The organism is Chitinophaga sp. RCC_12 (assembly GCF_041360695.1).
In the GTDB taxonomy this organism is placed as follows: Bacteria; Bacteroidota; Bacteroidia; order Chitinophagales; family Chitinophagaceae; genus Chitinophaga.
This window is the reverse complement of sequence record NZ_JBFUPS010000009.1, coordinates 111,011-132,083: the sequence shown is the minus strand read 5'-3', so window position 1 is coordinate 132,083 and position 21,073 is coordinate 111,011. Positions and strand designations below refer to the sequence as shown.

Here is a 21,073-nt window from a genome sequence, read left to right as displayed (position 1 = left end):
TCACTATCAATGTCACAAGGAGTTAAGGCGAATGATTGTAATCTTTTAATTAAACCCCACATTATGGAACAAGTACTTGAACAAATCCGTGATCAGCAAAAGGACGCCTGGAATAAGTTCTCTCCCGGCTGGAAAAAATGGGATGAACTTACCATGGACTTCCTGCAGCCAATGGGCGATGAAATCATCCGTGCGCTCCAACTTAAAGACGACGATACAGTGCTGGACATAGCCGCGGGAACCGGTGAGCCAGGGCTCACCATTGCCTCAAAATTGAAGAACGGCAAGGTAGTGATCACCGATCTTGCTGAACACATGCTGGAAATAGCCCGGGAAAATGCCGCCAAAAGAGGCATCAAAAACGTGGAAACAATTGCCTGCGATGTTTGTGAACTTCCCTTTGCCGACAACACATTTGATGCGATCAGCTGCCGGTTTGGATTTATGTTCTTTCCCGACATGCGGCTGGCCGCGAATGAAATGGTACGGGTACTTAAACCCGGCGGCAGATTAGCCACCGCAGTATGGAATGTTCCGGAGAAAAACTTCTGGATCACCGCCATTATGGGCACCATTAACAGGAATATGGAATTGCCGCCGCCACCTCCGGACGCACCGGGGATGTTCCGCTGCGCGAAAGATCAGCTGATCGCCGGCTTGTTTGCACAGGCAGGATTAAAAAACATCTCCCAAAAAGAAATTACAGGAAAACTGAACTGTAAAACAACGGAGGTGTATTGGAGTATGATGACCGAAATAGGCGCTCCCATTGTGGCAGCGCTCAGCAAATGCGATGAGGCCATGAAAGAAAAAATAAAGAGAGAAGTATTTGCTGCCGTAGATCAGAAATATCCTTCCGGGGAGGTGATGATTGAATCCAGTGCGCTGGTGATTTATGGAGAGAAATAATGGTATTTTTTTATATTGATGAAAAAATTATTAAAACTCGCAAGTTTTAATCAAGCCATTGGCCAGTGTAAACTTTTTTGTTTCGCCGTCCTCTTTAATTTCAATAAACTTTTCGAGTCGTTGTGAACGGCCTACTATATAATCCTCGTCATAGTAGTAGTTGGTGGTTTCTCGCACAGGGCCGTTCTGCGAGGTATAAGACCCAGTATATACCCGCGCGGTTTTCCGTTGATTGAAACTGTGGATCAGCTGTACGAAGTATTTACCGGGTTTAAGTCCCTCGAAAGCAAACTTCCCGTCTGAGTTGGCAACGGCTTCGATGGAGTATTTGTTTGCTTCTTTCGACATATAAACACCCGTTTTCTTGCCTTCTTTCTGGTCGCGCAACTTATGCCATTCTTCCAGGTATGGCGTAACCGGGAACAGTTTTACAATCACCCCGGCAGCAGGGAATATCAGCCCGTCTTTTTTGGTGCAGGCTTTCCCTACAATCCTTGATAAACCCCGGCCTAGTGCGGCTTCTGCCAGCTTAGCATCAAACGTTCCCTGTGGAAATATTTCGCTCCGCGTTTTCCCGGCAGACGCCGTGATCTTTCCACCCAGGTCAGCATACTTCTTCCGGTCGAGGTCCGCCTGCTTCCTGCTGCCGATGGCATCGTAAGCATCCGCGCGGTTGAGGTAAGCGAGGAGATTTGCCGGATCGGCTTCTATAGCTTTTGTATAACTGGCTATTGCCAGGCTATATGCTTGTTTGTCGTGGTGAACAACGCCAATATTCAGATACCCATTGGAATACCCCGGGTTAATTTCAACCACCTTATTGAAATCGGCCAGGGCCAGGTCACTTTGTTTTTTATTGTTCAGATAAATATTACCCCGTTCCAGGTACGCATCGGCATATTTCGGATCCAGCGAAATGGCCTTGTTATAGTCGTTCAGTGCGGAATCCCATTGCTCCCAGCGAACATAGGTATTACCGCGGTTCACGTAGTAAAGCGCATTCTTAGGGTCCAGCTCAATTGCTTTGTTGTAATCGCTGAATGCCAGGTCTCCTTTTTCCAGGATAAAATAAATATTCCCCCGATTGCCGTACAGGGAGGCATCTTTAGGGGAAAGCTCAATTACTTTAGCGTAGTCGGCCAACGCTTCTTCGTACTTTCCTTTCTTCTTATACATCACCCCCCGGTTGAAATAGGCATTATCATCTTTAGGGTCCAGTTCAATTACTTTTGTGAAGTCGGCTATTGCCTGATCGTACTGCTGCTGCCCGTAATAGGCATTGCCGCGTGTAAAATAACAGCTGGTATAAGTGGGGTTCACCGTAATAGCTTTTGTAAACTCTGCGATAGCAGCATCTGGCTGTTTCCTGTCGGAATAAATCCAACCCCGCTTTACATAGGAAAGGGCAAAACGCGGGTTCAGCTCAATGGACTTGCTATAATCTGCCAGCGCGGCTTCCTCATTCTTTGTGTTTTCATAAACAATTGCGCGGGCATAGTATTCAATAGCAGATTTTGGTGAAGCCAGTAACCTCAGTGCCTTTTCAAATGTTTTTGCCGACAGGCCGTCATTCTTCTGAAGCTGATAACCGATTGCCTGGAAAGTGTAATAGACGCCGTTATCCGGGCTAAGTTTGATGGCTTCATTAATATCCTGCAGTGCGGAAGTCGCATCATTTGTAGCAATCTTTGCCCGCCCGCGAACGGCATAGGCCAGGCCAGTGCTCTTCCCTGAGCTGATGGCTTCACCAGCCAGGATTTTTGCTTTTGCAAAGTTTCCTTCCATGAGCAGGGTTAACGCATTATCTGCTGTTGAGCTATTCTGACCGGAAGCGGTGGACAGCATTCCACTGATAATAAAGACGATGGCTGGTATTCCTTTCACGAAATAACGGATCATATACATTGGCTTAAGTAACGTATGTAGGTAACAACAATACCATGTTGTGATGATAACATAAATGTTGTTCGATGATTAACAAAAATGCACGGCATTTTGCCGGCAAATATAATGCATAATCTTAAACGCCAAAGTACCCACAAGCGGCTACCGTGAACCAGGTATATTTAAGTACCTGGAAAGCACTAACTGATTATTAAAATAAAAATTAAGGGGACCTGATGGCCCCCTTAAAAAACCAATTATCTTCTTTTCCTTCTTATCATCATTATCACTACTCCTGCTACAATCAGCGCCGGCAGGAATCCTACCAGGCCTATTTTGAGATAATTAACGCCGGTGGCACTGATCCGCAGGTCGCTATCTGTTAACGGCGGGCGGGAAGTATCCACCGGGAACAATCCATAAGTGAACCAACGGAACAACTCCGTGGTAAACAGAAAATTGGCGGTGCGGATATTATTTCTCAGCAGTTCGGCATTACTCATAAAGTCAGCATCTGCCGAAACAATGATCCGTTGCTGACGGCCATTATGTTCTCTTGTTAAAGCGACTGTCATCGGGAAAGCGCCCCGCTCATCGTTCAGTTCAGGCGTGAATACCGCAGTACGCAGGCTGTCGTCGATAGGCGCCGTGCGTTTGAATGTATTGGCGGTGTTGCTTACAATCAGCGGCGTGATGTGATAATCATTGTTGGCATTGCCGGCAATACTGCCTGCACCCGAAAAGCTAATAACGATATCATCCTGTTGGAAGGCAGGTGAATTACCTAACAGTTTCAATCCCGGTGCGGAGAGCGCGCATTGAACAAACCGCGGTGACAGATCTTCTGTTTTCTGCAATATAGTGCCGGGTTCAATGCTCATGCCCAGTGTTGACAGCAGCGGATTGAGGTATTCCCGCCTGGAAGGCTCCCCTGCAATCAGCAGGTTACCACCGCCATTTATAAACGTTGTTACCTGTTGCAGCTGCTCCGGTGAATAAGGCATCCCGGGATCTGCAATTACCAGCACCGCTATATCTGACGGGATACTATCTTTTCCCAGGTAAATTTCCTGTACAGAGAAGCCCTGGTTCAGCAAGGCATACCGGAAAGTTTTTTCGATGGTAGAAAGTTTGTAATCATTATCTGCCATGCGCTTAATGCTTCTTTCATTATGCCCTGTTACAAAAGCTACTTTAGCCGGCTCTGTTACCAGCCTTTTTATAGCGGCGGTAATTTCTTTTTCATCGGGCTGACGCATCAGGTCTTCATAAATTCTAAGGAAAGTGGTTTTACCGTTGTATTCCAGCAGGCGCAGGGTCCTGTTCCCCTCTCCCGACAGATCGATTTTTTTATGGATTTGCGCCGGCGTAAGGAAATCGTTGATATCCAGTTTATACGACGAAGCTACGCGTTGGGCCAACTGTTCGGTGTTCAGTCCTTTATTCCTGCTGTAAAGGTCAGGATTGCTGGTGCTATCGTAGTAGTAAATATATTTCATGCGGATATCCGGTCTGAAACGGAAGTACTTATCAAATCTTTCCAGGTCCGAATTACGGAAAATGGGCGCCAAAGAAAAGTAGTTGGCATCCAGCAGGTTCACATATGCCGTGATCGTCAGCGGGCCTTTCATCTGTTTCAGTACATCCTGGCTGCCTTTTGTTAACGTGCGGCCATTGTTGGCGGTCATGTCCTTATACGCCACTACACCCGGGCGGCTGGTAACATAGCCGGCCAGCAAGGCGCATACTACCAGGGCGGTATAGCGCGCCACTTTCACCAGCAGCGGTTTCGATTCCTTACCGGCGCGGAGTTTTAATATCGTTAACCCCACAAATAAAAGTATCACGATAATAAAATAGAAAACATCCCTGCTGGTAATTAACCCTTCTACAAAGTTTTCTGCCCTGCCGGAGATGGACAGGAAGTAGGTCAGGTCGCGGATAAAATCCATGTCCTGCCATAACTTACCTATATAGTTCAATCCACCTAAAAGCGCGAGCGTACTAATAGCCGCCACCACCTGGTAGGTAGTCAGCGACGACATAAACAGTCCAATAGCCGAATAAGCGCAGATGAGCAGGAACAGCCCAATGATACCGGAAGTAATAAATGACCCGTCCGCGTCTTTCACGATATAGGAAGCAACAATACCTAAGATCACGAAACAGCACATCAGCAATACACAATAAAATACCATGGCGAGGTACTTACCCCATACGACTGCACTTAATTTTACGGGCGATGAATATACCAGTTTGATAGAGCCGCTGCCCGTTTCCCGGCTGATAAGGCCCATCGTTAAAAGCGGGATGTACAGGTACAGGTTTTCCTGCATCTTTGTAAACAAACCTGAAAACCCTGCAAAAAAGGTGTGGGTCAACCCACTGCGGTTCATTCCCAACTGCTGTACCCTTTCGAAACGTTCTACCATGCTGGTGAACTCCCACCCCGACTGCACCATAAAAATGACCAGCACAACCCATGCAACGGGGGAATAAAACAGATTGCTTAGTTCCAGTTTTGCAATCCTGAATGTAAGTTTCATAAGTACTGATTATAATGATTTAACCTTGTTTGATAATTTTGCAAAGATTTCTTCCAGCGAACTTCTTTCCAGCTGGATTTCCCGCAGCTTCCATCCGTTGCGGGCGCTGAGTTCCACTACTGTTTCCGCGATTTCAGGCGCTGTATCAAAATGCAAACGCCACCAGCCGTTGTCTGTTGGCAATGCGCCGGTAATACCAGGTATCGCTTTGAGTACAGACAGCTCCGGTGCATTGCTGAAGTACAGCAGCATGGAGTTGGGAGCGATATAATTATTGAAGTCGTTTACGGTACCGGTAAAAACCACCCTGCCCTGCTCAATCATTTTGATGGTATCGCAGGTAGCCTGCACCTCCGATAAAATGTGCGACGAAAAAATAACCGAGCGTTCCTCCCCGATTTCTTTGATGAGCAGGCGTACTTCCGCAATCTGGTTAGGGTCCAGGCCATTGGTGGGTTCATCCAGCACCACCAGTTTGGGTTTATGAATGATGGCCTGTGCAATGCCCACCCGTTGTTTATACCCACCGGAAAGGTTTTTGATCAGCCGTTTGCTGAAGTGCGCAATCCCGCATCGTTCCTTAGCCTCTGTCATAGCCGCTTTGATACGGTCTTTGGGGATCAACCGCATATGCGCGCAGTGTGTGAGGTACTCATCTACGGTGAGATCCAGGTAGAGCGGCGCATTCTGCGGCAGGAAACCGATCAACTTCTTGGCGGCGATCGGGTGTTCGCGCAGATTGATATTATCAATGAGCACCGATCCTTCTGTTTGATTGAGCACACCGCAAAGGATGTTCATGGTGGTGGATTTCCCCGCGCCGTTAGAGCCGAGCAAACCCGTTATTCCTTTATGCCTGATGTCCAGGTTAATGTCTTTTATCGCCCAGGCGGTACTGTACCTGTGCGATAAATGCTCGATTTTAACAATACTTGTATTCATAAATGATTGCTTAGCATGGTAAAGGCAAAGTATGGACAGGGGCGGCCGGAACCGCCCACAGGCACATACTTTGGAGTGATCAGTATCAGGTGTTAGTTGTAATCCGGGTTTTGCACCAGGTTAGGATTGGCATCCACGGCAGATTGCGGCAACGGGAAATAAGCGGCGCGCGCCTGCCAGGTACTCTTTTTGGCGCCCAGCACCGCATTGATCCGGCCGGTGCGGCGTAAGTCCATCCAGCGGTGACCGAATTCATTAAAAAACTCGCGCCGGTTTTCGTCTTCGATTTCAAGCCGGAGTACGTTTTCTGCGGTGGAAATACTGGCAGCAGTATTAGCGCGTACACGCACCACGTTCAGATCGGCCCTTGCATCAGACAGGTTCTGCTGATTAAGCCGGGCTTCTGCACGGATCAGGTATTGCTCTGCCAGCCGTAATGCGGTGGGCGCCTCCTGTTTGCCGGCCGCTGTTGCTGCAGCGATCGACGTCAGGCGGTATTTATAGGACTGGTGATTTAAAACGCCACTGAAAGTAGTATCCCTTATCCATTTTGTTCTGCGTGCATCTGCAGCATCGAAAATACCTGCCAGGTCATCTGTGAGTGAATATTGAGAAGTATTGGCAACGAAAGTGTAGCCTTCGTAAGTATAACCACTGGTGATACTGAGATAAGGCCCGAACTGGAAAATAGCTTCGGCGGAAGCTTTCAGAAAGGTATTCTCCAAAGAAGCGGCGGGTGTCATCGCATAAAGCGAACCGGCATTGTCTATTACTTTGGATGCTTCCTGTTCTGCCAGGCCCCACTGTTTATTGTACAGGTAAACCCTTGCCAGCAAAGCGCTTGCGGCCCACCGGGTTACACTGGTGCGGAAGCCTGCTGCTGCGCTGTAATCAAGCGGCAAATGATCGCGGGCGTCCAGCAGGTCGGTGATGAGCTGCGTATTGATAGCCGCCACATTGGTTTTAGGCAGCAGCGCAGTTTTGCTCACATCTGTTTGCAGTACCAACGGTACTTCACCATAAAGATTTACAAGATAAAAGTAACAGTAAGCGCGCATGAATTTCGATTCCGCCACCACCCGTTGTTTAACCGAATCGGATAAAGCGGCACTCGCCGCCGCTCCTTCTATGAGGCTGTTAAAACGGTAAATACCCGCGTACAGATCTATCCAGATCCCATTGAGCGTACTCACCGCCGATGTGCTGGAAGCGGGTACATAGGTATTGTTGGTAAGCTCGTCATAATTGGTGTTGGCGAGATAGACCATATCGTCGGATGCCAGTGACGTCATGGACGTAAGGTTAATAGCCAGCGTTTGTGAACCGAAGGTGCTGCTGAATGCGCCGGATAAAGCCGACAGCGCCAGCTTATCAGACGTAAAAACACGTGCAGAAGAAATCTCCGTTACCGGGGCAGGAATGTCTATCAGCTTTTCACAGCCAGCCATTGCCAACGTTGTTACCAAACCTGCGATTATTTTTATAGAATGTATTTTCCTTAACATGTCATCAATCTTTTTAAAGCGAAAGTTTAAAACCAGCAGACAGCGTGCGCAAAGGAGGCAGCGAAGTACCTCTTGATTCCGGGTCGAAGCCTTTGTAAGATGTAAGCGTAAAGAGGTTCTGCGCCTGCATAAACAACCTGGCCTGATTAATCCGCGCACGTTTCAGCAGTGACGGTGAAAAATCGTAGGAAAAGGAAAGGTTCTTCAACCTCACAAAAGATGCGTCTACCCAGGTAGCATCGGAGCCAAAATAGTTATTGGCAACAGGGCTATAGGCAGCCAGCACGTGGCGTTGACCCGGGCCTCCATCGGCCAGGTAATCATCCAGTACATCCCTGGAAAGATTATAACTAAATCCAGGCGGATACGTCATAGAAGATCCGAGACTGCGGCCTTTCTGTTTTACAAACTGAAAAGTGAAATCCAGTGTAAAGTTTTTATAACTGAGCGTATTGGTGAGGCCACCGAAAAAGTCGGGATAGCTGGTACCAACATAATATCTGTCTCCCCTGCCAATTGCCTGCAGCCCAAAGGTGATGGCTTTATCATTATTTAAATCTGCTACAATAGGAAGATCGGTAGCAGGATCATACCCGGCGTATTTATACAGGTATACACTGCTTACCGGGTTGCCCACTACGTAACTGGTGTAGTAGGAAGTTTTCTGAAGATTGGGGAATGCTTTCAGTTTATTTTTGTTGGCGGAGAAATTAAAGTTAGATGTCCAGCTGAAATATTTGTTCCGGATATTCACGGTATTCAACGAGATCTCCCATCCTTTGTTCTGCACATCTGCCGGCAGATTTGCCTGGTAGTTGCTGAAGCCTGCCTGTGTACTGATAGTATAGCTGATAAGCTGGTTACTGGTAATATTATTATAGTAAGCGGCTGTTAACTGCAGTTTGTCGTCCAGGAAACCCAGTTCCAGCGCCCCTTCCAGTTTATCCGTTTGCTCCCAGCGATAGTCGCTGTTGGCGATCCGTGAAGGCACCAGGCCTGTAACGCCGTTAAATACATAGCCGGTGGTGCTGTAGGAATCGAGATAAGCATAGTTGCCGATATTATCGCTGCCGGTGATACCATAACTGCCGCGCAGTTTACCACTGCTTAACCATTTCAGGCGGTTTTTGAAAAATGATTCTTCTGTAAACAACCAGGCGGCGCCCAGTGAACCAAAGTTACCAAAGCGGCTGCTGGGTCCAAAACGGGACGAGCCATCGCGGCGGAAGATACCGTTGATCACGTAGCGGTCGTTGTACACATAATTCAGGCGGGCAAAAACCGATGCAAACTTATAATCGGTAGAACTGGAGCGGGTAAAGATACTCGCCGCAGACGCCAGGTTCTCGATAAAATCATCCGAAGTAAAATCCGATGCAATGGTATAATAAGGCTGGCGTGACATACGGTATTGCCAGGAGCCACCTATTAGGCCGGAAAAATGGTGGGCGCCTGCTATTTTAGTATAGCTTACCTGCGGCTCTATAATGTAGTTATTGGTATAACTATATACAAAAGCAGCACGGGCAGCGTTGGTGGCATTTGTCTGATCCTGCGACGACTGCGGCGTGAGCTGTACCTGGTCCATATCGGAACGGCCAAAACCAAGCAGTGTTTTAAACTCCAGTCCCTTCACCGGCGTATAACTCAGATTCAGGGCGCTGTTCAGGTTAGACGATTTATTACGGTTGGTCCGCATCATCACACCGAGTGGGTTTTGCGAAAAGAAATCGGTGGACCAGTACAGGCTGCCATCAGGCTTGTATAAAGGAAAGTTAGGCGCTAACTGGTACGCACGGCTCGTAAGATCTTCTATCGCCAATGTATTATTATCTGCCACATACATCGCTGAAAATCCAAGTTTAAATTTTCTATCCAAACTGCTGTGGTTAATGCTCAGGTTAGCGGCACCACGTTTGTAAGATTTATCCAGGTAATACACCGTGGTTTCCTTGTGGTAGGTACCTCCCAGCAGAAAGTTTGTTCTGTCGTCGCCACCGGATATACTCATACTCGCATCTGTAAAATTCGCGGTGTTCCCAATCAGCAGCTTCTGGAAATTTGTATAAGCATGCTGGTCCCATACCAGCAAATCCTGTGCATTGGCGGTGGTGGGCGTAATATTGGAATTTTTAAAGCCCTGTTTACGAAGCGCCAGAAACTCTTCTGTATTTAAAGTAGGTACGAAATGCGCTACCTGCGACATCCCGGTATTGAGATTCATGTCGATCCTGGTTTTACCTGCACGTCCTTTTTTTGTGGTGATCAATATCACCCCGTTAGCGCCACGCGAACCGTAAATAGCGGTGGCATCGCCATCCTTCAATACTTCCACGCTTTCCAGATCTGCCGGGTTAATACTGTTTAACGGACTGGTAGGCCCGTTGGCGCCATTGAGCACATTACCCGTTTGTGCATTGATGGCATCAGATAAAAACGGTACGCCGTCTACAATGTACAATGGCTGCGAAGTACGCAGCAGGGAGTTTACGCCCCTTACCTGTACATCGATCGATGCGCCGGGGTAACCATTATTCTGTACAATGGATACGCCGGGCATGCGGCCCTGCAAAGCCTGTAATACGTTGGTGACCGGCTGTTGCTCAATGATTTTAGACGTTACCCTTGTTACGCTGCCGGTAGATAAACGCTGTGATTCTGTGTAATAGCCTTTATTGATCACAACTTCGGAAAGCCTGCTGGTAAATGGTTCCAGCACGATGATGCCCATGTTGGTGCTGGTGACCTTTACTTCTTTGGTAGTAAATCCAACGAAGGTGATCATCAGCACATCCCCTATTTCCGCTTTGATGGAAAACCTTCCGTTAACATCCGCCGTTACAATGATCCTTTGCCCTACAATATGCACCGTTGCGCCTTCCAGCGGCTGGTTGGTATGTGCATGTACCAGCGTACCGGATATTTCCGTTGCTACGTTTACGGGTGCTGCTGCGGTTACGGGAACAGGAAGCGGATTTTCTGTAATGAAGATGGTGTTATTCTGTATCTTAAATTTCAATGGCTGGTCCTTTACCAGCAGCTGCATAAATTGTTCCAGCGGCATATTACGCACATCTATGGTAACCGGCTTTGCTGCGGCCAGCACTTCCCTGGAGTAAGCCGCTATAAAGCTGGTTTGCTTTCTCACCGCGTTTAACACCTTTTCTACCGGTATATTTTTACCGGACAATGTAACCAGCTGACCATAACCTTTTGCCGCAACATTCAGGATGACAACAGTCATGAGTACAAAAGTTAACTTCATTGCGTTACCTATTGTTTTATTCGCCGGGCCCTGAACTGTTTGGAAAAGCCTTGCAGTGGAGCATCCGATTTTGGTTGAGCACCTGTACAAAAGGGGCGGAGTTGCCTCGCTATGGGCATGAGCAGTCCCCTTCTCACATTGGTAGCAATGTGGTTTAATTTGCATAGATTTGCAATGTTTGGGTTGATGTAAATAATGATTAAGCCAATTGTTGTGATACTGAATCCCAATCTCTTTAAACGGTGGCGGGTCCAATCGCCGCCGTTTTTTATTGGAAATCCCGGTGCATTCTTTTAACTACGTTGCATTCATCATACATAGATCTGGTTGATAGTGTTTGAAAAAAATAATGGTTGGTATCTGATAAATAATAGTATAGGCTATTGTGTGATGATTAGTTTTTTTCCGTTGCTTTCCAGCTTATAATGTACCCGCGAATCCCGGAGAAAGTCGAGTACCTCTTTCAGATTTACATCCCTGCTCATGCCACCTCCAAAAGTGATATCGGGTACTTTGCCGGGAAAAACCACATCGATGTCATACCACCGGGAAATCTCTTTCATGATCTCTTCCAGTGTTTGTCCCTCGAAACTGAAGGCATCCGAACGCCATGCCATTTCCTGGTCGAGGTTCACCTGTTTCACCAGCTGCATCGTTTCTTCCGCAGCGCTTACCTGCGCCTGCTGCCCGGGCCTTAACTGCACTTCGGATACCTTGCCCGCGCTGAACATTACCTTCACGGCGCCATCAAGCAAAGTGGTTTTTGCGATCAGGTCATCGTCATAAGCTTTCACATTAAAACTTGTACCCAGTACTATAATGGAATGATGCTTACTCACTGTAACCCGGAATGGCCGGGTGGCATCTTTTGCCACTTCAAAAAAAGCTTCTCCCGATACCTGTACCAGTCGTTCCGTTCCGTTGAAATCTGTCGGGTACCTGAGTGAGCTGGCGGCGTTGAGCCATACATTGGTGCCATCCGGCAATTGTACTTTAAACTGTCCGCCACGGGGTGTGCGGAGTGTATTAAATTCCGGCTGGCTGGTATGCTTACCGGCTGTATATACCAGCTGCCCGCCCTGTTTCCGTATGGAGGCGGCGCCTTGCTGCATGGTTTGGGTGCTGTTGCTGTCCAGCGCTACTACCCTGCCATCGGCCAGTGTAAGCAGTGCTTTATTGCCGCCGGGCCGTACATCTTCCACTTTCACCAACGGCGTTCTGCCGGTACGCACCGGCCAGTAATAGTATGCGGTAGCCGCTACGGCTGTAAATACAGCTGCGGCTACTGCGGTGCGCAGCCAGCCACGCCTGCTGCGGACGTATAACGCCGGTTCACTGTCTGCAAACCTGATAGCATCCAGCACCTGCCGGGTCGACTGGTCATCCATCCGGTGTTCTACCGGGGCATCTTCCAATGCCTGCCCGATCAGCTCTCCGAGCGGCGCATCGTCGTGTTGCTGCTCTATCAGTATGCCCAACTCCTGCTTTTCCGCCGGCGACAAAGACTGATCTAATAATTTTTTAAACAGATATGATAACCTGGTTTCGTTCATATAAAAAGGAGCAGCGTTAGTGCTTCTGCTATATGAGAGGCCGGAAAAAGAAAGAAGGGGGTATAGGTGTAAAAAAATTTATGAAATAAGCAGGTATACCAGAACGGGAATGCCAAGGCGTACCATGCAATAAGCCCTGATGCTGCGCATAGCCAGCGCCAGGTAGGCTTTCACCGTTTCAGGGGAAATCCCCATGATGGCGGCTACTTCTTCCCTTTTTAGTCCTTCCTGTTTGCTCAGGCGGTATACTTCCGCCTGTTGTGCCGGAAGTTTTGCAATGGCCTGCTGCAGGATGCCATCATATTCTTTTTCACGAAGCAGCCTGTCGGCCGGTTCCTCTGCTACCCCATCGTTTTCAGACGCCTGGGTAAAAATGAGACGGGCATTGCGTTTCATATAGCGGGCAATATAGTTCCGGGAAAGCGTAAACAGATAAGCCTTAAAATGCTGTACATCTGCCATGATACTCCGTTTCAGCCATACCTGCAAAAAGATATCCTGCACAATGTCATCCGCCATCCCTCGGGAACCGGTGAGCTTATAAGCAATGTTGAATACCTTGTCGCGGTAAAAACGGAACACCACTTCAAATGCCAGGTGGTCACCATTGGCGATACGCCGAAGATAAACGGCTTCGTGCTCTATGTAGATGTTGGCTGCGATTTCCTTCTTTAGCTAGGTAAGAAGGTAAAAGTAAGAAAAAATGTTATTTTACTACTTCAAAACCTCAACAGGCATCTTTTTAAATACACAGTTATGAATAAAGAAGTATATAAAATTACAAGAAACGACGCTTCCAACTATGAGGAACACCTGGGTCCCCTCATTTTTGAACCATCGGCCAAAGCGTTGCTGCCACATGTTGTTACCCTTCCCGCAACAGCTATCCTGGAAATAGCATCCGGAAGCGGCAGGCTCACCAAACACCTCCGGGAAAACTTTCCTGCATCTACTCATATCACGGCTACCGATATTAATCCTGATATGCTGGAGTTGGCGCAGCAGCAATTAAATCATTTTGCTATCACATTTCAACTGGCCGATGCGCAGGCATTACCTTTCGGAGATCAGTCTTTCGACCTGGTAGTAAACCAGTTTGGATTAATGTTCCTGCCGGATAAGCAGGGCGGCGTAAATGAAGCATTCCGTGTACTAAAGCCCGGCGGTCATTTTGTGTTCACCACCTGGGATCATACGGGCAGCATGGAATTGTTTAAACTGCTGATCGACGAAACAATTATTCCCTTATTTGAAGGAGAAGATACAAGCCGCTTCCATACACCGTTCGCGCTGCATGATCCGCAAGTGCTGGACAACTACCTTAAAGAAGCCGGTTTTACCAGCCATAAAGCCGTGTATCTGAAAATTAAAGGACATGCCCCTTCTGCCAAATATGTCGTAAACAGTTATTTTCACCAGCATCCGCTGGGCCGGCAGGCAAAGGAAAAGGCGCCTGCTTCCTACGATCGCGTGGCAAATGAACTGGAGCAACAGCTTATTCAACGGTTCGGACCAGCGGCTTTTGAATTTGAATTAAGCGCGCTGGCAGGCATCGGGCAAAAGTAAGTCCGTTTATTTTAACAGGTCAATTAAGTCCTTATCGGCTTCCTCAAGAAATTCCAATGGGGTGGTGCCGTCTATATTTGGAACAGTTTTGTCGGCACCCGCTGCTATCAGCAACCGCACGCATTCAACCTGGTGATGCCGGTTTTCCGGGCCTCCATGTTTGAGCCCGTGAACAGCCCACAAAAGCGGGGTTCCTTTAAAATCTATACACCGTTTATGAATGTCTGCGTTTTCCCTGATCAGTCTTGCTACCAGCTTATCCTGCCCCGTCCAGGCAGCCCAGTGCAAAGCCGTTCCGCCATGACAACCGGCATGGTCAATAGCGGCGCCATTTTCTATGTATAAGATACCTACTTCCTCCGCATGCAAACTGGCCGCTGCAATCAGCGGCGTGTCGCGTCCTTCGGTCAACGCATCGCCATTCACGTTTGCGCCATGCGCTAAAAATATCCGGGCCATCTCCACCGCTTCTTTATCAGTATAAGTGTGGGCAAATACGCCATCGCAGATCCGATGCAACGGATGGGCTTTGGTGGTGTTTTTTTCATCAAAAGGAATCCCTTCATTAGCCAGTGAAGGATTTTGAGAGAGCGCCTTTTCGATTCCTTCATAGTCTTTATTGCTGATCAGTTCTTTCATGGGAGTTTAAATAAAGGTTACTAAAGCAATGGAACCAGGTGTTCCCAACCGAGCTGCTTTGCAAAATCCAATGCTGTTTTTCCTTTACCGGTTTTAATGGTTTTATCCGCCCCCAGCTGCAACAAAATTTCAACAGAACTCCGGTTGCCTGATATTGTTTCCCTGTGCAAAAGCGTATACCCGGCTTCGTTCTGATTAGTTATTTCCTCCGGATGTTCATGTAAAAATTTTACTAAGCTATCCTTCATATTAATACTCATAGGGTGCTCAATAAGATGTTCCGGGTGTCCCTTTTGTCCATAAACGAGCTGAATATCCTGGTAGTCTCCAAAATTCAATCCCCAGGCCTCATCATGTTGCTTACGTTCCGCCTTGCCCATGGTGGACCTTAACAGCTGTATGGTAAATCCTCCATAGGTGTCTCCCTGGCTACTGAATAACCAGTCGCTGACCTGACTTAGCGGTACTTCCACAAAGTCCCCATTCTTGACATTCGTCAGCTCAGTCGGATCATTTATAAGTACACCGCTAATCATATCGCCATCAAATTCCACTTCATTAATCCACATATGCTCTACCAGCGGAGTTGTTTGATGCGCCACATTTTGCATGAAGGCTATTTTCACACAAGCCAGGTCTAATGCAGGAACAATTCTCCGGTACTCCCAGGAAAGTTCTCTCCAGAAATACTTAAATGTTTCCTGTGCTTTATGAAAGGCTTTAATCATTTCCGGATTATCTGATTCGGAATAAAAGATGGTCTTCTCTGCCATATTTAAAATATTTATTTTTTCTTGCTAACAGTATCTTTTAGGGCAACGGTGTCCGCGGATGATTGAATAAAGGTATCTTTCTTATATCCCTCAGGATTGGGCACCAATTCGCGGCTTTCATCATAACCTTCCTTACTATTGTAGCAGCTGCAGAAACCGGTTAGCGTTATGGCTATCAATAATATTTTCATACTGCAATATAGGAAAAGATTGATTTGAACTAATTCCGAAATTCCGCGATGATCAGACTGCGGAGCAGATGCTTAATGACTGTTGCCAAATCGGATAATAAATGACGTTTTAAACAAAGTACTTTGACGTTTTAAACAAAACGGTTTCATCGGGCTGTCGCTAGCTTTGTTTCATAAAATTTAAAGCTATGAATTTAAAAGACAATTATAACGGCGCCCTTCAGCAACCAATCCACTCCGGGTTTAACGCCACCTCCACCGTACATGACGTGATCAAAGGTATTGACCTCAGCGGTAAAACAGCTATTGTTACCGGCGGCTATGCAGGCATAGGACTAGAAACCGTTAAAACATTTGTTGCCGCCGGCGCAAAGGTGACAGTACCCGCCCGTGATATCCGCAAAGCGGCCAATAATCTACAAGGGATCAGTAACGTAACCATCGAAGCAATGGATCTTATGGGCCCTGCGTCTATCAATGCTTTTGCCGAAAAATTCCTTGCTACAAATGCGCCCCTCGATATACTGGTTAATAACGCCGGTATTATGTGGGTACCTTTACAGCGCGATAAACGGGGTTATGAATCACAGCTTTCCACCAACCACTTAGGCCATTTTCAGCTAACAGCGAAACTCTGGCCTGCCCTGAAAAGAAGCAGGGGTACGCGTGTGGTGAACGTATCATCATACGGTCACCAGATGGCGCCGTTCAATTTTGAAGATCCGAATTTTATTGCCCGTGAGTATGAAACATTGCAGGGCTATGGACAATCAAAAACTGCCAATAATCTTTTCACGGTGGAACTTGATCATCGCAGCAAAGCGTTTGGCGTACGCGCTTTTTCCGTGCATCCCGGATCGGTAAATGGGACGGACCTCGGTCGTGTTGCGCCCATGGCCCTGTTCCAGCAAATGGGCACGCATGATGAAGCGGGAAATATCCGGCCGGAGGTTGCGGCCACACTCAAAACGATTGAGCAGGGCGCTGCAACATCCGTATGGTGCGCAACTACCCCGCGGTTAAATGACTTGGGTGGCGTATACTGCGAGGATGCAGACGTAGCCGGACTGGATGAAGGAAATATTGCACACAACTATAACGATCCTTCTTCCCTGAGAGGCGTAAAACCTTATTCGGTGGATGCTGAAAATGCCAGGAAGCTGTGGGCATTAACCGAAAAACTAACGGGTATTGCTTTTCCTGTCAACTGATCATTACCCACAATTAAAATCTTCTCTCACAAGCCGAATTCTTATATTCGGCTTAAATCTATTGTTGAAAAATGGAGTTTGAAACAAAATATATTACGCCGGATATCAAGCTGTCGGAGTTTAACGGCAAAGGGTTCAAAACGGAAGTAATATTTGAACACCATATCCTGGTTTGGTTTATCTCGGGTGAAACAAAAATTATACAGGCTGACGCTGCGTATACTTTTAACACCGGCGATATTTTCCTCATTCCACGCAATCAATTGACGACGGTGATCAATTACCCGAAAAACGGGATGCCGCATAAAGCAGTGGCCATGCATTTAACCAAAGAAAGGCTGCGGGATTTTTATTCCCGGCATAAGGCGGCCGGACGAACGGCCTCTCATTCAAAAATATATCACTTCTCCAAACACCCGCTGCTGGAAAGCTGCCTTGCTTCCCTGATCCCCTATTTTGATCTGGGTGAAAACCTTCCACGGGATATCGCTGCCATTAAAATTGAAGAAGCCATCAGTATACTGAGATCTATCGACAAAAGCGTGGATGGCCTCCTGGCCGACTTTGACGAACCTGGAAAAATAGATCTTCCCGATTTTATGGAGCGGCATTTTATGTTTAACATGACGATGGACCGGTTTGGCTACCTAACCGGCCGGAGCCTGGCGACTTTCAGAAGGGATTTTAAAAAGACCTATCATACCACGCCGCAAAAATGGCTGACAGAAAAAAGACTGCAGCTGGCGCATTACCAGATGTCGGAAAAGAAGCGGAAACCCATTGATGTTTATTTTGAAGTAGGCTTTGAAAACCTGTCACATTTTTCAAGTGCATTTAAAAATTATTTCGGATACCCGCCTAACGCGTTATTCAATAACAGTGCACCCCGTTGACCTTTTCGCTTTAAACTGTCCGTTTCCGGACACCCGGCGCCCGCGTTTGAACAATTACGGAAAACAATTATACATAAGTGATGTATGTGCATACTGCCCGGATATGGCAACCTTCTTGCGGAAACGCTTGTATAATAACAACACCATGAGCCACATCGTGATTCCTATTCCCCCACTCCCGGGTAAGCAGGAGATTGAAGTTGAAGTAACCATCAACAACCAGAAGCAGCAGCTGCACTACCGGGTAGAATTGTTTTATTGGGACGATTGTTCCAATCCCATGGGACACCGGGCAGATTGTATCAGCGAAATGCTGTCGCATCACGATCCGGAATGGACCGTATACTATATCGGCGCCCCTACAGACAAGTTTGTGCCGATTACTTTTGTGAGTAAAGAAAGCAGGAAGTTATTGCAGCGGGTTACGGTATAAGAAGCTGAAACGCTGCTACAGCAATCGTTCCAGCACGCCTTTCCGCTTGACGATATTTTTATAATCCCATTGGATCTTTGTGCCTTTTTCGAGCCAGCGTTTTAGCAGCCCGGTGTCTATTTGTTTTACATCGGTGTAACGGGCCTCTGCGGCCTTGAAGGTACCTTCCGGTTGCAGGCCTTCTTCTTCAAACGACTGCCCGCTCCAAAATAACAGGCGCACGCTGTCTTTTAATTTACTGTACCCAACAATGGGATTGCCATTCAGGAACCACACCGGGTGCCGGTGCCATATTTTACTTTCTGCATTGGTCAGATGCTTGTTAATTTCCCGGGCCAGCTTATCGGCAATAGCCTTATCTGCAGCTGACAATGAATCGTTGTAGGCCTGTATTTCTTCGTTCATATTGCAGGGTTTTAAATTAAAACCATAGGGTCAGATTAAAAGTACAACAAAATACCAGTATCTGACTGCTGCCTTTTTCGAAGATTTAATTGCCCAGCAACTCCAATAATGCACTCACGGGCAAAGTATCCTTTATCACCATTTGCTGGTGCCCTGTAACGTTACCGGCATCGTCTTTTATCATGGATCCCAGCGGCATAGTCGCCGAAATTATTCCAACAAGATTACCACGTTTATCCAGTACCGGTCCCCCGCTTGAACCCACGCCATAGTCGGCGGTAATCTCCATCCGGATGGGCGGCTTACCCAGGGGATTATAGCCGGCCGCTGTCTGCCGGGCACTGATGGTCACATTTCTTGCTACCATTCCTTTACTGAAATAATAAAAATAACCGGTAGGATGGGAAATGCAATAAACAGCCGTCCCTACTTCCGCAGGCTTCCCTATCGGTACCGGCAGGAGCTTATTGCTATTGGTATTTACCTTAAAAATGGCGAGGTCATTGTTTTGGGAATAGGCGAGTATCTTTTCTATGAAATAAAGCTGTTTGTCCCAGGTAATAATAAAGTAAACGCTGTCCTTCACAGCATCCGGACTATCATTTACAATAATGCTTTTCAATACATGATAGTTGGTTACACATACCCCATCGGCGTTCAGCGCGAAAGCAGTGCCTGTTAAAGCGAACGATAGCGGGTCTGTGCTGTTAGTCGTCTTCTGCAGTTTCCCCACAATGAATACACTGCTTTTTCTCCTGGCATAGATCTCTTCATCGGTCAGTACTTTGGTGGTAGCGGGAAGAAGTTTGATTTTATTTCCAGATGGAGATGCTTCGTCGGCCAGCAGTGCTGCGCTGTCCTTCAAATCCTGTATCATAGCACTTTTACCGGGAGGCATGAATTTTAAATCACTGAAGTAGTGCTGATAGCTGGTGTACATATCAGCGGTAGCCGATGTTTGCGCCCCGGCCCGCAGTAATCCGGATAGTATAAGGATGCCCGTTAGTAAGCATGTATTTTTAGTCATGATGATTTGTTGTACAACAGTTCCAGGATACCTTCGTTGCGGATGATCATCATCCCTTGCCGGTCTTCCGTAATCCCTTCCTGCAGCTGGTAAGTATAACGGGGATAGGCGCCATCCATCACCGTAGGCATGTATACAAAATGAATATTGTCGCGGTACTTCAGCGCTTCCCCTACTTCGATAATATGCGTGGAAACGATAAACAGGCATTCCTCATAGTCAGAAAAGCCCTCTGTTACAGCAAGTGTACCGTCGTAAGCATCTTTTACATTCGTTCCTTTAAACAGCTCATCAAACATGAGCAGCAGCCTTTTCCCGCTCGCTGCCGCTTCCGCCGCCTGCTTTACTCTTACTACTTCGGCGTAAAAATGGCTGTAGCCCAGACCGATATTATCCGCCACATTGATGGAGGTGTATAATCCTTCCCTCACGGAGAATTCCATGCGCTCCGCCGCCACCGGGAAGCCCATGTGCGCCAGGTAACATCCGATACCCACCGATTTCATCAGCGTGGATTTACCCGCCATATTCGCGCCTGTGAGAAATAACACATTACTCTCCGCGTCCATGAAGAGCCGGTTGCCTACGGCCCCGTCGATACATGGATGGGCAAGCCCCGAAGCCGATAACACGTTGGCTTCCGGCGGCAGCGCCCGGGCGTAGCTGAATGCTTTTTCTGCCGCCACAGCGCTCACGGAAATGTATACATCTGTTTCATAAATAAATTGTAAAATATCTTCCATCTGCCGGAGCAACCTTCCCTTTAACAGATGATCGTAACTGGCTAAGGTTTTTATCGGCAATGCCTGGTAGATGTCGATATTCCGAAGGATTTCAATCCGCTTATCCGATAAGATATCCTTCATTGCCTGCACACGGGGATAATAGGGATTTTCCGCGGGATACATGGCTGTTACAAAAGCATGGCACTTGTTCAGGGTAATAATAGTTGCCTGTAATCCCTGTACATTTTTTTTATACTGTTCGTCCCTTGTCAGCGTAGAAAGCCATTTTTTAATTAGTGTGCCAGCCAATACCAGCGCAGCATTTTTATTCGCCTGCACATCAAGGTACTCCCGCATAAGGCTTACCTGCTGCACATCAAAGGGGAAAGAGAGCTTTGCCTGCTGGAAATACTGAAAAATACTGCTCCGATCATTGATCGCGGTTTCACTATTCAAAGGAAAGCGGAACATGTTGTCAAGCAGCTGCTCTCCACCACGCGTTTTTACGCGGTTAAATAAATGATATACTGATCCCTGCCGGAACTTGCCCAGCAGGTTCAGTTCATCAAGGGTTTGTTTGTCGATTCCAAAACTCATACGAACAGT

At 47.3% G+C, this 21,073-nt stretch carries 17 protein-coding genes; 5 read left to right on the top strand and 12 right to left on the bottom strand.

Features of this window, described 5'->3' with window-relative positions:
* Positions 1-63 precede the first annotated feature (63 nt).
* Positions 64-909 (top strand): class I SAM-dependent methyltransferase, encoded by an 846-nt coding sequence (locus tag AB6805_RS23955; protein WP_370911985.1) that lies wholly within the window; start codon positions 64-66, stop codon positions 907-909.
* 30 nt (positions 910-939) lie between these two features.
* On the opposite strand, the gene AB6805_RS23950 is transcribed toward AB6805_RS23955, so the two are convergent.
* The 7 genes from AB6805_RS23950 to AB6805_RS23920 all read right to left on the bottom strand — a co-directional run bounded on the left by AB6805_RS23950 (position 940) and on the right by AB6805_RS23920 (position 13,219).
* Positions 940-2,808 carry a tetratricopeptide repeat protein gene (locus tag AB6805_RS23950; RefSeq protein WP_370911984.1) on the bottom strand — a complete coding sequence of 623 codons (1,869 nt, stop codon included), beginning with the start codon at positions 2,806-2,808 and terminating at the stop codon, positions 940-942.
* Positions 2,809-3,050: 242 nt separating this feature from the next.
* Positions 3,051-5,339 (bottom strand): Gldg family protein, encoded by a 2,289-nt coding sequence (locus AB6805_RS23945; protein ID WP_370911983.1) that lies wholly within the window; start codon positions 5,337-5,339, stop codon positions 3,051-3,053.
* 9 nt (positions 5,340-5,348) lie between these two features.
* The gene (locus AB6805_RS23940) at positions 5,349-6,281 is read right to left on the bottom strand and encodes an ABC transporter ATP-binding protein (RefSeq protein ID WP_370911982.1); all 933 of its coding nucleotides are present in this window, start codon (positions 6,279-6,281) and stop codon (positions 5,349-5,351) included.
* A 92-nt stretch (positions 6,282-6,373) separates the two neighbouring features.
* On the bottom strand, positions 6,374-7,786 hold the full coding sequence (locus AB6805_RS23935) for a RagB/SusD family nutrient uptake outer membrane protein (protein WP_370911981.1): 1,413 nt from the start codon (positions 7,784-7,786) through the stop codon (positions 6,374-6,376).
* 13 nt (positions 7,787-7,799) lie between these two features.
* The gene (locus AB6805_RS23930) at positions 7,800-11,030 is read right to left on the bottom strand and encodes a SusC/RagA family TonB-linked outer membrane protein (RefSeq protein WP_370911980.1); all 3,231 of its coding nucleotides are present in this window, start codon (positions 11,028-11,030) and stop codon (positions 7,800-7,802) included.
* A 401-nt stretch (positions 11,031-11,431) separates the two neighbouring features.
* Complete coding sequence (locus tag AB6805_RS23925) at positions 11,432-12,604, bottom strand: FecR family protein (protein ID WP_370911979.1); 1,173 nt, start codon at positions 12,602-12,604, stop codon at positions 11,432-11,434.
* A 78-nt stretch (positions 12,605-12,682) separates the two neighbouring features.
* Positions 12,683-13,219, bottom strand: a complete 537-nt coding sequence (locus tag AB6805_RS23920) for an RNA polymerase sigma factor (RefSeq protein WP_370912162.1) — start codon at positions 13,217-13,219, stop codon at positions 12,683-12,685.
* A gap of 141 nt (positions 13,220-13,360) precedes the next feature.
* On the opposite strand from AB6805_RS23920, the gene AB6805_RS23915 reads away from it, so the two are divergent.
* Positions 13,361-14,170: a class I SAM-dependent methyltransferase gene (locus tag AB6805_RS23915; protein WP_370911978.1), complete on the top strand. Its 810-nt coding sequence runs from the start codon at positions 13,361-13,363 to the stop codon at positions 14,168-14,170.
* A 6-nt stretch (positions 14,171-14,176) separates the two neighbouring features.
* Here the strand turns inward: AB6805_RS23915 and AB6805_RS23910 are convergent, their stop codons facing one another.
* Both AB6805_RS23910 and AB6805_RS23905 read right to left on the bottom strand, forming a co-directional pair.
* The gene (locus tag AB6805_RS23910) at positions 14,177-14,809 is read right to left on the bottom strand and encodes an ankyrin repeat domain-containing protein (protein WP_370911977.1); all 633 of its coding nucleotides are present in this window, start codon (positions 14,807-14,809) and stop codon (positions 14,177-14,179) included.
* Between the two features lie 20 nt (positions 14,810-14,829).
* A complete protein-coding gene (locus AB6805_RS23905) occupies positions 14,830-15,582 on the bottom strand; it encodes a DUF2314 domain-containing protein (protein WP_370911976.1) in 753 nt (250 codons plus the stop codon).
* A gap of 379 nt (positions 15,583-15,961) precedes the next feature.
* Between AB6805_RS23905 and AB6805_RS23900 the strand changes: the two genes are divergently transcribed.
* The 3 genes from AB6805_RS23900 (at position 15,962) to AB6805_RS23890 (ending at position 18,310) form a co-directional block, all read left to right on the top strand.
* Entirely contained in the window at positions 15,962-16,984 is a 1,023-nt protein-coding gene (locus AB6805_RS23900) for an SDR family NAD(P)-dependent oxidoreductase (protein ID WP_370911975.1), read from the top strand.
* 71 nt (positions 16,985-17,055) lie between these two features.
* Positions 17,056-17,877, top strand: a complete 822-nt coding sequence (locus tag AB6805_RS23895) for a helix-turn-helix domain-containing protein (RefSeq protein ID WP_370911974.1) — start codon at positions 17,056-17,058, stop codon at positions 17,875-17,877.
* A gap of 103 nt (positions 17,878-17,980) precedes the next feature.
* Complete coding sequence (locus AB6805_RS23890) at positions 17,981-18,310, top strand: hypothetical protein (protein ID WP_370911973.1); 330 nt, start codon at positions 17,981-17,983, stop codon at positions 18,308-18,310.
* A gap of 15 nt (positions 18,311-18,325) precedes the next feature.
* Here the strand turns inward: AB6805_RS23890 and AB6805_RS23885 are convergent, their stop codons facing one another.
* From AB6805_RS23885 to AB6805_RS23875, 3 genes are all read right to left on the bottom strand, one after another.
* Positions 18,326-18,715, bottom strand: a complete 390-nt coding sequence (locus AB6805_RS23885; protein WP_370911972.1) for a DUF1801 domain-containing protein — start codon at positions 18,713-18,715, stop codon at positions 18,326-18,328.
* 85 nt (positions 18,716-18,800) lie between these two features.
* Positions 18,801-19,742, bottom strand: a complete 942-nt coding sequence (locus tag AB6805_RS23880) for a serine protease (RefSeq protein WP_370911971.1) — start codon at positions 19,740-19,742, stop codon at positions 18,801-18,803.
* On the bottom strand, positions 19,739-21,064 hold the full coding sequence (locus AB6805_RS23875; protein WP_370911970.1) for a DNA mismatch repair protein: 1,326 nt from the start codon (positions 21,062-21,064) through the stop codon (positions 19,739-19,741). The genes AB6805_RS23880 and AB6805_RS23875 overlap by 4 nt, the downstream gene beginning before the upstream one ends.
* Positions 21,065-21,073 lie beyond the last annotated feature (9 nt).